18 protein-coding genes are annotated in these 13,601 nt (G+C 64.6%); 6 read left to right on the top strand and 12 right to left on the bottom strand.

The features are described 5' to 3' along the window. On the top strand, positions 1–466 hold a 466-nt coding region (locus EN745_RS16755), incomplete at its 5' end, for a pyruvate kinase alpha/beta domain-containing protein (protein WP_281034779.1). 5 nt (positions 467–471) lie between these two features. Here EN745_RS16755 and EN745_RS16750 read toward each other — a convergent pair. From EN745_RS16750 to ykgO, 3 genes are all read right to left on the bottom strand, one after another. Further along, entirely contained in the window at positions 472–1,533 is a 1,062-nt protein-coding gene (locus EN745_RS16750; RefSeq protein WP_127421795.1) for an alpha/beta hydrolase, read from the bottom strand. A 126-nt stretch (positions 1,534–1,659) separates the two neighbouring features. Next, the gene (locus EN745_RS16745) at positions 1,660–2,271 is read right to left on the bottom strand and encodes a hypothetical protein (protein ID WP_126057923.1); all 612 of its coding nucleotides are present in this window, start codon (positions 2,269–2,271) and stop codon (positions 1,660–1,662) included. Between the two features lie 164 nt (positions 2,272–2,435). Further along, the gene (ykgO, locus tag EN745_RS16740) at positions 2,436–2,561 is read right to left on the bottom strand and encodes a type B 50S ribosomal protein L36 (protein ID WP_040974291.1); all 126 of its coding nucleotides are present in this window, start codon (positions 2,559–2,561) and stop codon (positions 2,436–2,438) included. Between the two features lie 244 nt (positions 2,562–2,805). Between ykgO and EN745_RS16735 the strand changes: the two genes are divergently transcribed. Next, positions 2,806–3,228, top strand: a complete 423-nt coding sequence (locus EN745_RS16735; RefSeq protein WP_127421794.1) for a lysozyme inhibitor LprI family protein — start codon at positions 2,806–2,808, stop codon at positions 3,226–3,228. A 36-nt stretch (positions 3,229–3,264) separates the two neighbouring features. Here the strand turns inward: EN745_RS16735 and EN745_RS16730 are convergent, their stop codons facing one another. The 8 genes from EN745_RS16730 to EN745_RS16695 form a co-directional block, all read right to left on the bottom strand. Continuing rightward, positions 3,265–4,341, bottom strand: coding sequence for a 5-(carboxyamino)imidazole ribonucleotide synthase (locus EN745_RS16730; RefSeq protein ID WP_127399835.1), 1,077 nt, complete (start codon positions 4,339–4,341; stop codon positions 3,265–3,267). Next, positions 4,338–4,835: a 5-(carboxyamino)imidazole ribonucleotide mutase gene (gene purE / locus EN745_RS16725; RefSeq protein WP_126057926.1), complete on the bottom strand. Its 498-nt coding sequence runs from the start codon at positions 4,833–4,835 to the stop codon at positions 4,338–4,340. The genes EN745_RS16730 and purE overlap by 4 nt, the downstream gene beginning before the upstream one ends. A gap of 92 nt (positions 4,836–4,927) precedes the next feature. Next, positions 4,928–6,103: an aminotransferase class V-fold PLP-dependent enzyme gene (locus EN745_RS16720; protein WP_245487747.1), complete on the bottom strand. Its 1,176-nt coding sequence runs from the start codon at positions 6,101–6,103 to the stop codon at positions 4,928–4,930. A 41-nt stretch (positions 6,104–6,144) separates the two neighbouring features. After that, the gene (locus EN745_RS16715; RefSeq protein ID WP_127421792.1) at positions 6,145–6,606 is read right to left on the bottom strand and encodes a RidA family protein; all 462 of its coding nucleotides are present in this window, start codon (positions 6,604–6,606) and stop codon (positions 6,145–6,147) included. Between the two features lie 93 nt (positions 6,607–6,699). Further along, positions 6,700–7,494 carry an amino acid ABC transporter ATP-binding protein gene (locus EN745_RS16710; protein WP_126059334.1) on the bottom strand — a complete coding sequence of 265 codons (795 nt, stop codon included), beginning with the start codon at positions 7,492–7,494 and terminating at the stop codon, positions 6,700–6,702. A 4-nt stretch (positions 7,495–7,498) separates the two neighbouring features. Further along, positions 7,499–8,149 (bottom strand): amino acid ABC transporter permease, encoded by a 651-nt coding sequence (locus tag EN745_RS16705; protein ID WP_127421791.1) that lies wholly within the window; start codon positions 8,147–8,149, stop codon positions 7,499–7,501. 1 nt (position 8,150) lies between these two features. Then, positions 8,151–8,816 carry an amino acid ABC transporter permease gene (locus EN745_RS16700; protein WP_127421790.1) on the bottom strand — a complete coding sequence of 222 codons (666 nt, stop codon included), beginning with the start codon at positions 8,814–8,816 and terminating at the stop codon, positions 8,151–8,153. Between the two features lie 96 nt (positions 8,817–8,912). Then, on the bottom strand, positions 8,913–9,794 hold the full coding sequence (locus tag EN745_RS16695; RefSeq protein ID WP_127421789.1) for a transporter substrate-binding domain-containing protein: 882 nt from the start codon (positions 9,792–9,794) through the stop codon (positions 8,913–8,915). Positions 9,795–9,905: 111 nt separating this feature from the next. Between EN745_RS16695 and EN745_RS16690 the strand changes: the two genes are divergently transcribed. Beyond that, the gene (locus EN745_RS16690; RefSeq protein ID WP_126057932.1) at positions 9,906–10,697 is read left to right on the top strand and encodes an IclR family transcriptional regulator; all 792 of its coding nucleotides are present in this window, start codon (positions 9,906–9,908) and stop codon (positions 10,695–10,697) included. Positions 10,698–10,727: 30 nt separating this feature from the next. Here EN745_RS16690 and EN745_RS16685 read toward each other — a convergent pair whose 3' ends face one another. Continuing rightward, a complete protein-coding gene (locus tag EN745_RS16685; RefSeq protein ID WP_126057933.1) occupies positions 10,728–10,931 on the bottom strand; it encodes a YdcH family protein in 204 nt (67 codons plus the stop codon). Positions 10,932–11,172: 241 nt separating this feature from the next. On the opposite strand from EN745_RS16685, the gene EN745_RS16680 reads away from it, so the two are divergent. The 3 genes from EN745_RS16680 to EN745_RS16670 form a co-directional block, all read left to right on the top strand. Further along, positions 11,173–11,352, top strand: a complete 180-nt coding sequence (locus tag EN745_RS16680; protein WP_126057934.1) for a YdcH family protein — start codon at positions 11,173–11,175, stop codon at positions 11,350–11,352. Between the two features lie 335 nt (positions 11,353–11,687). Further along, positions 11,688–12,938 (top strand): flavodoxin-dependent (E)-4-hydroxy-3-methylbut-2-enyl-diphosphate synthase, encoded by a 1,251-nt coding sequence (gene ispG / locus EN745_RS16675; protein WP_127421788.1) that lies wholly within the window; start codon positions 11,688–11,690, stop codon positions 12,936–12,938. Positions 12,939–12,943: 5 nt separating this feature from the next. Continuing rightward, positions 12,944–13,601, top strand: a 658-nt coding sequence (locus EN745_RS16670) for a lytic transglycosylase domain-containing protein (RefSeq protein WP_145992049.1), incomplete at its 3' end; no start/stop codon positions are given.

Below are 13,601 nucleotides of genomic sequence, written 5' to 3'. Positions count from 1 at the left end.
CCGCATAGCCACCAAGGTCGAAGCCGATCCGACCTATGCCGGCATCATCAACGCGCAGCGCTCGGAGCCGGAAGCGACGGGCGCGGATGCCATTTCGCTGGCCGCGCGCGAAATCGCCGAGACGCTGAAACTGTCGGCGATCGTCACCTATACGGCCTCCGGCACGACCGGCTTGCGCGCCGCGCGCGAGCGGCCGCAAGTGCCGATCGTGGCGCTGTCGCCGATCCTCAACACGGCGCGGCGGCTGTCGCTACTGTGGGGCACGCATTGCGTGGTGTCGCCCGATGCCATCGACCTCGACGACATGGTCGACCGCGCCTGCCGCATCGCAATCGACGAGGGCTTCGGCAAGCCGGGCGACCGCGTCATCATCACCGCGGGCGTGCCGCTCAGGACGCCTGGCTCGACCAACATGCTGCGCATTGCCTATGTCGGGTCTGAGACCCAAGGCAGCCGCCCGGCCTGATCGTTTCAGGTCGGCGCCAGCTCGGCTTCCGGTGCCTTGAGGTCGGGACATGCGTCGGCGCCTTGCGCGTCGCCGGCGATGCGCGCTTCCACGGCCTTTGCCATCGACTGCAGGTCGATGGCCCTGCCGGCGGTCTTCTCGATGCCGCCGACGACCAGGTCAGCCGCGATCCAGTCAGGCTTGTGGCCGAGATTATGCACCCAGATCAGCTCAGCGCCGGGGATATCGCGGGCAAGGCCGGTCGAATGGATGGTCGCGTAGACGACCTTATCGCGATCGCCGGAAATGATCACGGTCGGCGCCTTGATGTCGCGGTAGTGCGGCGAGGCATCGCGCGCGTAGCTGTAGAGCCCCGCCACGTCGGCGGCGTTGGCGCGAAAGGCGCCAGGCCGCAGAACAAGTGGGATCGAGGCGGCGGCGACGTAGCCGTCCGGCACCTTGTTGGGGGCAAAGACGCAGGCGGTGGCGGCATCGATGCGCAACGCTCCCGCTGGATAGGCCAGTGTCTCGGAAAACAGCGGACCGATCAGGGGAATGGCTGTCAGATTGTAGTACCAGGCAGTCGCGCCGCCTGGCCAAGGATGGCTGGCCGGCGACAGGAAGACGAGGCCCTGCGTCTTGTCCGGATGCTTGCGGGCAAAGGCAGTGGCGACCGCGCCGCCGAAGGAATGGCCGACGATGATCGCCGTCTTCATGCCAAGGCGATCCATCAGCGCAGCGATGGTGTTGGCCTGCGCGGGCAAGGTCTCATTGTCGCCGCGTCCGGACCAGCCGGATCCGGGCCGATCCAGGAACAGCATCTCGGCGCGGCCTTCGAGCAGCGGCCGCAGGGGCAGCATCTGATCCTTGAGATTGGCGCTGGCGCCGTGGAGGAAGACGATCGGCGGCAACTCCGGGTTCGCCGGCGCCGGGACATGGACATAGTGGATGCGCGCGCCGCCGATGTCGGCGAAGTCGCCGACAGGCAGATTGCGGCGCTCGATCAGCCAGGCACCTGCTCGGGTGACGCCGGCAAAGGCGAAGAGGAGCGCGAGGAAGAAGGCAAACACAGCGTAGACGAGGTTCATAATGGAGAATACGGAACGGAGCGGAAATAGTTCTAGGGTAGGGCAGTAGGGCAGTAGGGCAGTAGGGCGAGCCACTCGAGGGCACTTCACATATGCCTTACTGCCCTACTGCCTTATTCCCCTAAATCAAATGCCTTCGCCGGCAAGCTCCTCCGACAGCGTCGAGACCTGGTCCTGGGCGCTGCGCATCATCGGGTAGATGGCGAGCACCTTCTGCCAGGCTTCAAGGGCCGACTGCTTGTGGCCGGTCTCGGCCATGATCTGCGCCAGGCCGGACAGGGCGCCGAAATGGCGCGGCTCAAGGTGCAGCGTGTGGTCGATGTCCGACATCGACTTACCGTAGTTCTTCATCATGAAATGCACAGTGGCGCGGCGGTTCCAGCCTTCAGCATACGTCGGCTGCAAGGTCACCACCTGGTCGAGGAAATCGAGCGCGACGTCGTATTTCTGGTTTTCCATCGCCTTTTGCGACCATTGCATCATCAGGTCGATCGAGGCGCTGCCGGACTGGGCCCATTCGCTCCAGATACGCTGGGCTATGCGCGTCGCGGCCTTTTCGTTGCGCTCGCGCTTCAGGTCGGTGAATAGCTGGTCGAGGCGGGCCTGGCTGGTCGTGGCGACGGGGGGAGCGACCGGATCATCCGCCCAGGCCAGCAAGACAGTGAGCGGCAAGAGGGCGGCCGGCAGGACCGCGCCGGACAGGCAAAGGGTCGCGAGAAAAGCAAGACGAATCCGCATCGCCGGAATCTAGTCCCGGTCGGCGGATCGTCAAAGTGATTTTAGCGTGAAGGAGCCGGCAGGCCGGCGACAAACATCGGGCGCGGTGTGGTCTCTTTTGCATGTCGTTGTCCCAAAACCGCTTCGGCACTTTTGGGCGACATGCGCTGAGCCGCGCACAAGGCTCAGCCCTGACGCGCCTTGTAACGCGGGGCGGTCTTGTTGATGATGTAGATGCGGCCCTTGCGACGAACCAGTCGGTTGTCACGGTGACGGGCCTTCAGCGCCTTGAGCGAATTCTTGATCTTCATGGTCTTGCCTGTTCGGTCAGGGCCCGCTGCCGGGCCGAATTTTAAAGGCGCGCCCGAAAAAGCGCGCCTTTGAACTTGCGTGGCTCATAAACGAGGAGGCTTGCCCGTGTCAACCGCAAGCATGCTTTATGGCGTGCGCAAATGCCTGGCAATCAAATGTTCGCCATCTCCGCTCCGTGGCATTGCGCGGCCGGGATCGGGCTGGAATGGTGCCGTCGGCCCGCGAGATGATTTGGAGACGCTGATGCGCCCGATGTTTCTGTTCGCCTGTCTTGCCGTGCTGGCGGCGGCCCCGGCCGCGCGGGCGCAGGAATGCGACCGCAACGACGACAGCCAGCAGATGATGAATATCTGCGCCGATGCCGACTACCAGGCCGCCGACGTCAAGCTCAATGCAACCTACAAGGGTCTTGTCGGCGATGGCGACGAGAAGTCCAACAAAATGCTGCAGGCGGCGCAGCGCGCCTGGATCACGTTCCGCGACGCGGAATGCGCCTATTCCGCGGCGGACAGCGAGGGCGGCTCCATCCATCCGATGGAGGTCTCGCAGTGCCTGACGGAGCTGACCAACGAGCGCGTCAAACAGCTCACTTCCGGCCGCAACTGCCAGGAAGGCGATGCAAGCTGCGCCAGCCCAGACGAGGACGAAGATCAGGATATGCAGTAAGCCGGCCGTTGTCGGCAACCGGCTTCCAGATCATGCTCAACTTCGACGGCTGACGCGGGTGAAATGACCCATCTTGCGGCCGGGGCGCGATTCGGCCTTGCCGTAGAGATGCAACATCAGGTCGGGCTCGGCGAGCAGGGCCGGAACGCGTTTGATGTCGTCGCCGATCAGGTTTTCCATCACGCAGTCCGAGTGGCGGCCGGGCGTGCCCAGCGGCAGGCCGGCGACGGCGCGGATATGCTGCTCGAACTGGGAGACCGTCGCGGCGGCCTCCGTCCAGTGGCCGGAATTATGGACGCGCGGCGCCATCTCGTTGGCGAGCAGCGAGCCGTCGGCAAGTACGAAGAACTCGACGCCGATGACGCCGACATAATCGAGCGCGGCCAATATCTTTGCCGCCGCGGCCTGCGCCGCCGCCGCCGTCTGATGGCTGATTCTTGCCGGTAGGGTCGACGTGTGCAGGATGCCGTCGCGATGGACATTCTCGGCCGGATCGAAGGCGGCGATGCTCCCGTCAGGACCACGCGCGGCGATCACCGAGATCTCGCGCTCGAAGGCGACGAAGGATTCGAGGATCAGCGGCACGTTGCCCATCGCCTCGCAGGTGCCGGAAAAGCCACCGGTGTCCATATTGCGGAAGACGCGCTGGCCCTTGCCGTCATAGCCCAGGCGCCTGGTCTTCAGGATGCCGCTGCCGCCGAATTCCTTCAGCGCCGCCGTCAGTTCGGCGTCATTGTCGATTGCGCGAAACTCGGCCGTGGCAATGCCGATGCCGTTAAGGAATTTTTTCTCGGCCAGCCGGTCCTGCGCCACTTCGAGGGCGCGCGCCGGCGGGTAGACCGGCACCTTGGCGGCCAGCGTGCTGGCGGCGGCCACCGGCACGTTCTCGAATTCGTAGGTGACGACGGCGCTGGCCGCGGCGAGTTCGGCGAGGGCCGCGGCATCGTCATAGGCGGCTGTTATCTGGCGGTTGGCGACCTGGGCCGCCGGGCAATCGGCCTGCGGTTCGAGCACCGCCGTACGATAGCCGAGACGGGCCGCGGCCATCGCCAGCATGCGGCCGAGCTGGCCGCCGCCGATGATGCCGATGGTCGATCCCGCCGGCAGGCTCATGGCGCGTCCGTCGGTTCGGCGGCAACCTTGGCGGTCTGGGCGGCGCGCCAGGCGTCCAGCCGGGCGGCCAGCCGGTCGTCGTTTAGCGCCAGCACGGCGGCGGCCAGCAGCGCCGCGTTCGCGGCACCCGCCTTGCCGATGGCCAGCGTGCCGACCGGAATGCCGGCCGGCATCTGGACGATGGAGAGCAGCGAATCCTGGCCCGACAGCGCCTTCGATTCCACCGGCACGCCGAAGACCGGAAGCGGCGTCATCGCCGCCGTCATGCCGGGCAGGTGCGCGGCGCCGCCGGCGCCGGCGATGATAACCTTGTAGCCGGCCGCCTTGGCGCTCTTGGCGAAATCATAGAGCCGGTCGGGGGTGCGGTGGGCCGAGACGATCAGCCGCTTGTGCGGGATGCCCAGCGCGTCCAGTGTTTCCGCTGCATGACGCATCGTCGCCCAGTCGGACTGGCTGCCCATGATGATGGCGACGTCGGCACGCTGATCGGTCAAAGTTTTCGCTCCCGGCGGCAAAGGCGCGCCTTAGCGGAATTCGCCAATCGCCGCAAGGATTGTCGCCGCAGCAAGGCCGCGGCCACGGGAGCCTAGTCCGGCCAGCGCAGCGATCCGGCTGAATCCTTGCGCGCCGCTTTCATCGCGTCGGCCGGGCGGTCATTCGCGGCCAGCACGGAGCGCAGGCGCTCGGCGACGATCTCGGCCTCGCCGGGATGGAGATTGCACGGATCGAGGAAGAAGTGGCCGCGCTCGACCTCGTGGTTGCGCACGATGATCGGCGGCAAGCCGGCGGCCAGCGCCGAGGCGAGGCCGGCGGCGGTGAAGCGGCTTTCGGGCGCGACGAATATTTGCAGGCGGTCGAGCGGATTGGCAGTCGGATCGGGAATGATGCGCGCGGCGATGCCGGGTAGACCCTGCAGCGCGTCCTTCCACAGATTGAGCGCCGCTTCCTCGCGCCGACGTATGCCGGCATGGTCGCGCTTCTCCCAGGCTTCCAGCGCCGCCATCGTGCCGGCGATGCTCTCCTTGCCGACCTTCATGGCTCGCGCAACACCGCGGTTCTGCAAATAGGCCGTGCGCACCAGATTCTTGCGGCCGGTGACGATGCCGCTGGTCGGGCCCGAGAGGAATTTGTGACCGCTGTAAACGACGATGTCGGCGCCACGCGCCAGGAAGCTGCGCAGATCGTATTCGGAAGCGGCGTCCACGATCACCGGCACGCCCTTGGCGTGGCAGATATCGCAGAACTCCTCCAGCGACAGCATGCCGTACTGCACGGTGTGATGGGCGACGACGTAGAGGGCGGCCGCCGTGCGCTCGTTGATCGCCTCGCGCACATGATAGTCCTGCGTGACGCTGACGGTGCCCGCCGGGACGACCCTTGCGCCGGCCACCCGGATCGACTGGTCGATCGGCGCGCCGTAGTTGACGATGTGGCCGAGCTGGATAACGACCTCCGACTTGAGGCCCTCGGTGTCGTCGGGCAGCCGCTCGATCGCCAGAAGGTTGGTGCCGGTCATCGAGCCGGCGATCGCCATTGTGATGCCTGAGGCGCAGCAGGCGGTGATGAAGCCGGCTTCGCCGCCGGTCAGCCGCGCGATGACCGAGCTGGCAGCGCGCTGCAGGTCGTCCATCTCCACCCATTGCGAGGCGATCTCGGCCATCGCGGCGATCGCTTCCGGAACGATGATCGAGGCGCCGAGCGTCGTCATCGTGCCGGAGACGTTGATGATCGGGCGCAGGCCGAGACGTTCGCGGATTGTCATGTTGGAGATCGTCATCTCTGGAATCCCATCTTGAAAAGACCTCAGGCGGCGATTTCGACCACCGCCTCGATTTCGACCGTGATGTTGCCCGGCAGCGAGCCGACGCCGATCGCCGAGCGCGCGTGCCCGCCGATCCTATCAAAGACGTTGGCGAAAAGATCGGAGCAGCCATTCACCACCTTCGGGTGGTCGCTAAAGGTCGGCGTGGCGTTGACGAAGCCGAGCAGCTTGACGACGCGCACGATGCGGCCGAGGTCGCCGGCGGCCGCATGCATGACAGCCAGCAGGTTAAGCCCGGTGAGGCGGGCATGGTGATAGGCCTCCTCGACGGTGACATCCTCGCCGACCTTGCCGGTGCACAGCGTACCGTCGGAGCGCAGCGGCCCCTGTCCGGAAAGGAAGATCAGCCGGCCGGCCTCGGCATGGGTGACGAAGTTGGCGATGGGCGTCGGCGGCTCGGGCAGCTGGAGGCCGAGTTCGGCGAGCCGGATGTAAGGCGTCATGTATTCTCCTTGCGGCGGCTCTTTGTTCTACGCAACTCCAGACGGAAAACCGCTTACACTTTTCCTGGAGTTGCTTTGGGTCGCTGCCAGATGTCAGAACTGCGAGGCGCGGAAGCGCGCCAGGAAGCTGCGGAGGCGCTCGTTGGAGGTCTCCGCCGCCAGGATCTCCTTCGGCGGGCCAACGGCGCTGACACCGCCATCGGCCATGAAGACTATGCGGCTCGAAGCGTCGCGGGCGAAGGCCATCTCATGCGTCACCATCAGCATGGTCATGCCGTCCTCGGCGAGCCTGCGCACGACGGCCAGCACTTCGCCGACCAGCTCCGGATCGAGCGCCGAGGTGATCTCGTCGAGAAGCAGGATCTTCGGATCCATCGCCACGGCGCGCGCAATGCCAACGCGCTGCTGCTGGCCGCCGGACAGTTCGGCCGGCAGGCTGTCGGCCTTGTGGGCGAGACCGACGCGGCCGAGCCAGTGCTCGGCAATGGTGCGCGCCTCGGCTTCGCTCTTCTTCCGCACTTTGGTGAGGCCGAGCATAATGTTGCCGGCCGCCGTCAGATGCGGGAACAGGTTGAAGCTCTGGAACACCATGCCGGTCTCGGCGCGCATGGCGGCGAGATCGCGCTCGCCGCGGCGCTGGCGCGTTCCAGTTTCGCGGTAGCCAACCTCCCTGCCGTCAATACGGATCGAACCGCTGTCGTAGCTTTCGAGGAAGTTGACGCAGCGCAGCAGAGTGGTCTTGCCGCTGCCGGAGGGCCCGACGATGGTCACCACTTCGCCGCGCGCGACCTCGAGGCTGACGGAGCGGAGCACTTCGACGGGACCGAAGGCCTTGGAGACATCGCGGACTTCGAGCAGCGCGGGACTGGCGTTCGAGGCGTCGGACATCATGCTATTCCCTAATGAAGGAGAAGCGCCGTTCCAGCCGCCGGCTGGCGAGCGAAAGGGCGTAGTTGACCGCGAAGTAGACCACCGCGCCGAGGATATAGAGCGGCATCGCTTCATAGGTGCGGCCGATGACCTGGTTGATCGCCTGCATCAGGTCGGTGATGCCGAGCAGCGAGACCAGCGCGCTGCCCTTGACCGCGTCGGTGACGCCATTGATCCAAGGCGGCAGGAAGCGCCTGAAGGCCTGCGGAAAGATGACGTAGGTCAGCTGCTGGCGGAAGGTCAGCCCGATCGCCATCGCCGCTTCGGACTGGCCCTTGGGGATTGAGGCGACGGCGCCGCGCAGATATTCGACGACCTGCGCCGTCTTGAACAGCGTGAGCGCCAGCACCGCGGCCCAGAAGGACTGCAGGTGAAGCCCGATCGCGGGCAGGCCGTAATAGACAAAGAACATCAACACCAAAATCGGGATGCCGCGGATGGTGTCGCTGAAGATGCGCACCGCCCAGCGCAGCGGGGCGGGGCCATAGACCAGGCCGACGCCGAGCGCGACACCGGCGATAAGCGAAAGCACCACGACCAGCAGCGACACCCACAGGGTGATGGCGAAGCCCTGGGCGAGGAACGGCACGGCGTAGAGGATCTGGCTCAGCATGTCAGCGTGCCGCCCTGAACCGGCGCTCGACGAGCCTGAGCGCGAAAAGCAGCACATAGCCGGTCACCAGATACATCGCCGTGGTGACCAGGTAGACTTCGACGATGCGGAAGGTGTTGAAGTTGATCCACTGGGCGCCGTAGGTGAGCTCGGGCACCGAGATGACCGAGGCGATCGAGGTGTCCTTGAACAGCGAGATGAAGGTGTTGGAGAGCGCCGGCAGCGTGATGCGCAGCATCGTCGGCAGACGCACATGCAGCAGCCGTTGCCATGGGGTCAGGCCGATCGCCTTGCCGGCATCGAGTTGGCCGCGCGGCACGGCCTCGAGGCCGGAACGGAAGACTTCGACCAGGTAGGCGCCGCTATAGACCGACAGTGTCAGGACAAACGAGGTCGGCGCGCTGTAGGCGATATCGATCACAGTCGGCAGACCGTAGAAGACCAGATAGACCAGCAGGATCAGCGGCACGTTGCGGATGAACTCGACATAGGCGGCGATGATCGCCCGCACCGTGCGTCCGGCCGAAACGTACCAGACCGCCAGCACCAGCCCGATGACGATGCCGATGGCGATCGAGATCACGGCAAGCTCGAGACTGAGCAGCAGCCCGCCCCACAGCTTGTCGAAATGGCGCCAGATCAGGTTGAAATTGAGCGCGTAGCCCATATGCGTTGGCCTCAAAATATCCGGCGCGGCGCGAAGAGGCCGCGCCGCGCTGGGAGGGGATGGAAGGGTGCCGGAAACACCCTTTCCCCGACGGCATCAGATGACCGGGAAGCCCGGATGACGCGCCGGCGGCTCCAGCCCGAAATAGTCCTTGAAGGCGGCGTCGTAGAGCGCCGTTTCGTGGCCGAACATGGCGATGGTGAAGGTCTGGTTGACAAAGGTCAGCCAGTCGAGATCGCCCTGCCGAAGCGCGGCGCCGTAGAGCATCGAGTACCAGCTCTTGCCGGCGTCGAAGTATTTGTCGGGATTGCGCGAGGCGAGCCAGCGCACAGTCGAGAGATCGACGGCGGCGGCGTCGACGCGCTTGGATTCCAGCGCCTGCAGCACGTTGGCCTGAGTGTCGATCTGCATCACCTGAGCCTGCGGCAGGGCGAAACGGACCGAGGTTTCGGCATCGACGTTCTGCAGGATCGAGACGCGGGTCGCCGAACCGGCGGCAAGCAATTTGTCGAAGGTCTTGTTTTCGGCTCCCGGCAAGGTCAGCAGGGCGACGCCTTCGACATAGTAGGGCCGCGAGAAGTTGATCAACTGCGAACGCTGGGCCGTCATGGTCATGAACTGGATGGTGATGTCCACCTTGTTGGTGGTAACGTTCGGAATGCGCTGCGCCGGGTCCTGCATGACGAACTCGACCTTGGTCGGATCGTCGAACAGGCCCTTGGCCAGGATCCGGCCCATGGTGATGTCCATGCCGACAAGCTCCCCGGCATCGTCCTCGAAATGCCAGGGCGCGTTGGTGCTGCCGGTGCCGACGATCAGCTTGCCGCGATCGAGCACCGTACGCAGCAAGCTGTCTGGTGCTGCCTGCGCGGCCGCCTTTTTCGCATCGACCGTCGCCGCCACGCTCATCACGCCGGCCGTTGCCAGTCCGGCCATTCCCAGTTTCAGAAATTCACGCCTTTTGGATGTGTCGTTCACGGCGACCTCCTTTCATTCCCCTTTGCAGATACACGTGCATTCCATCTGATTGTCTCTTACAAAAGACACGTGTATCTTGTACAAGACAGATACTAGCACCGGAAATCAGCAATGCAAGATGGCAATGACGTCATGGATCGGCAGAGTCCGAACGAGGACAAGGTCTCACGCGAGAAAGGCCTCAACCGGGTGCTGGAGATCCTGGAGTACCTGCACACGACACAGCGCGCGATCGGCATCGGCGATCTCGCCAAGGGCGTGAACGCGCCGCGTTCGACCACCTATACGCTGGTGCGCTCGCTGGTCGACGCGGGGCTCCTGGAAATGGCCGGTGACGGCAACCGCGTCTATTTCGGCAAGAAGCTCTATCTCTATGGAATGGACTATGTGCGCGGCAACGACCTGCTGCGGAGGGGCCGCCAGGAGGTCGACAACCTGTCACAGGAGACGGGCGAGACATCCGAATTGTGCATGCTGCAGAGCGGCCGCTACACGATCATCCATTCCAGTCCCGGCACGAGGCCGTTCCGCATCAGCTCGGCCACCGGCCTGCAGATACCGCTCCCCTGGACCGCTTCCGGCAGGCTGCTGCTTGCGGGCTTCGAACGGGGCCGGATCGAAGCCATGATTACCGAGGGCGACCTCATTCTGCCGGACGGCCGCAAGCTCGAACTCGACGATTTCATCGACGACATCGGCAAGGCACGGGCCACGGGCTATTGCGTGACCTCAGGGCTCGTCGACGCCTACACCAAATGCCTGGCCGCGCCGGTTTTTTCGGCGCCGGGCAAGGTCGAGGCAACGATGTGCCTGGTCGTTCCGATAGACACATCCGAGGAGCGGACAGGCGAACTCATCGCCCTTCTGCGTGAGCGCGCGGCACGGCTGTCGATCGCGGCGTGAGCCGATCGGGCCGCGAGGCCCGGCCATCGGTCAGGCGATGATGTCGGGGATGATGCGATCTTCCAGCGCCATCAGCCGGTCCTTGAGGAAGAGTTTCTTCTTCTTCATGCGCTGAATCTGCAGGGGGTCGCAGCCGGTTGCGATCATCGCATTGATGGCGGCGTCGAAATCGGCGTGTTCCTGCTTCAGGCGGGAAAATTCGAGCCGGATCTCGGCCTGTTCCTGTTCGGACATTCTCTACCGTCTGCACGTCTGCGGCGCCCAAGAGATGGGCCTGATTGGGCGGGGCCGGTGGGGTTTTGCAACCGGCGCGCCGCTCATATCACATTTCACATTGTCGTGGAATGCTACCACAGGGTATTCGACATCGGGATTGGTTGGTGGCAAAGTGTCATCGTGCTGTCACAGATGCGGACTGGCGGTGGGCGCATTTTGGCGGCTGCAATCGAGGAAACCATGAAAGGGAGAACCAATCATGTCTCTTGCATCCCATCTTGATGAGTTGCAGCGGAAACACGGTGACATCGAACGCGAGCTCACCGATGCGATGAACCATCCATCGGTCGACGACCTCGAAATCGTGAATCTCAAGCGGCGCAAGCTGGCAATCAAGGACGAGATTGAAAAGCTGAAGGCGAAACCGACGACGCACTGACGCTCCTCTAACAAAAGCCGCGCCGCCTTCGGCGCGCTATCATCTTTCCGGTGGCAGTCCTGTCACCGGAGATGTTCTGTTTTTTGTCCCGACAGAAGATCCGGTCGCTTCAGGCACGCGAATTGCGTGCATCGGGCGCCGTCTAGACTGCTCCCGCCATTCATCTCGACATGTGAATTGGCTCAGCAGTCGGCCACGGCGGTGCGCAACGGTCGCATCGCCGCCGCGCCGATTGCGGCTTTTCGCCCACCCATTGCCATTGACAAGCCATCTTTGCTCCTCCACCTCATGCCCGGACCCTTGAGCACGCTATGCTCTGAGCAAAAGGTGCCGGCATGACCGGATATTTTTCTTCCCCCTTCCCGCGCCGCGCATCGGTCGGCGTCGACGTTGGCGGCGTGATCGTCGGCGGCGGCGCGCCTGTCGTCGTGCAGTCGATGACCAACACCGACACTGCCGATGTCGATCAGACGGTCGCCCAGGTCGCGGCGCTGCACCGCGCCGGCTCCGAGATCGTGCGTATCACCGTCGACCGTGACGAAAGCGCCGCCGCCGTACCCGCCATCCGCGACCGGTTGGCGCGGCTCGGCATCAATGTGCCGCTGGTCGGCGATTTCCACTATATCGGCCACAAGCTGCTTGCTGACCATCCGGCCTGCGCCGAGGCGCTGGCGAAATACCGCATCAATCCCGGCAATGTCGGCTTCAAGGACAAGAAGGACCGGCAGTTCGCCGCGATCGTCGAGATGGCGATCAAATACGACAAGCCGGTGCGCATCGGCGTCAACTGGGGCTCGCTCGACCAGGAACTGCTGACGCGGCTGATGGACGAGAACCAGGCGCAAGGCTTTCCGCTCACCGCGCAGGAGGTCACCCGCGAGGCGATCGTGCAGTCGGCGATCCTGTCGGCAGAGATGGCCGAAGAGATTGGCCTTGGCCGCGATAAGATCATCCTGTCGGCCAAGGTGAGCGGCGTACAGGACCTGATCGCCGTCTACACCGAGCTCGCCACCCGCTCCAACCATGCGCTGCATCTCGGCCTCACCGAGGCCGGCATGGGCACGAAGGGCATCGTCGCCTCGTCGGCTGCCATGGGCATCCTGCTGCAGCAAGGCATCGGCGACACGATCCGCATCTCGCTGACGCCGGAGCCGAACGGCGACCGCACGCGCGAGGTGCAGGTGTCGCAGGAACTGCTGCAGACGATGGGCTTCCGCCAGTTCGTGCCGATCGTCGCGGCTTGCCCCGGCTGCGGCCGCACCACCTCGACGGTATTCCAGGAACTCGCCCAGAACATCCAGGCCGATCTCCGCAAGAACATGCCGGTGTGGCGCGAGAAATATCCAGGGGTCGAGAACCTCAAGGTCGCGGTGATGGGCTGCATCGTCAACGGTCCCGGCGAATCCAAGCATGCCGATATCGGCATATCGCTGCCCGGCACCGGCGAGACGCCGACGGCGCCGGTGTTCGTCGACGGCAAAAAGGCGGCGACCCTGCGCGGTCCTTCGATCGCCCAGGATTTCGAGAAGATGGTCACCGACTATATCGAGCAGCGCTACGGACGCGGCAAAGCCGCTGCGGAGTAGACCTGATGCGGCGTTTCCTGAGGGCGACGCTGATCCTGTTTTGCGTGGCGGGCTGGGCTGCAACAGCACAAGCCGATCCGCCGCCGTCCGCCAAGCAGCGGCTCATCGGCAAGGTCTGCAATCTGATCGAGGCGCACGCCGTCGGCAACGGCCTGCCTAAGGATTTCTTCGCCCGGCTGATCTGGAAGGAGAGCCGGTTCGATCCCAATGCGGTGAGCCCCGTTGGCGCCGAAGGCATTGCCCAGTTCATGCCGGGTACGGCAAAGATGCGGGGATTGGCCAACCCTTTCGACATCGAGCAGGCTATTCCCGCCTCGGCGAAATACCTTGCCGAAATGAAGGTTAGCTACGGCAATCTCGGCCTGGCGGCCGCCGCCTACAACGCCGGCGAGAACCGCGTGTCGCGCTGGCTCGGCTCCGGCGGCTTCCTGCCGATGGAGACCGAGAGCTACGTCTTCGACGTCATGGGCGAGCCGGTCGACAAATTCTCGGATGCCTCCTATGCCGGCAAGATCGAGCCGCTCGATGCCAAGGCAAGCTTCGCCGCCGCCTGCCGCAAGCTGCCGGTGATCATGTCGCAAACCGTTGCCATGGCCTCGATCAACGTCAAGCCCTGGGGCGTGCAGGTGGCCGGCAATTTCCGCCGCAGCGCCGCGGTCAGCC

It is taken from the genome of Mesorhizobium sp. M4A.F.Ca.ET.022.05.2.1, assembly GCF_003998845.1.
Taxonomy (GTDB): domain Bacteria; phylum Pseudomonadota; class Alphaproteobacteria; order Rhizobiales; family Rhizobiaceae; genus Mesorhizobium.
This window is presented reverse-complemented; position numbering and strand designations above follow the sequence as displayed.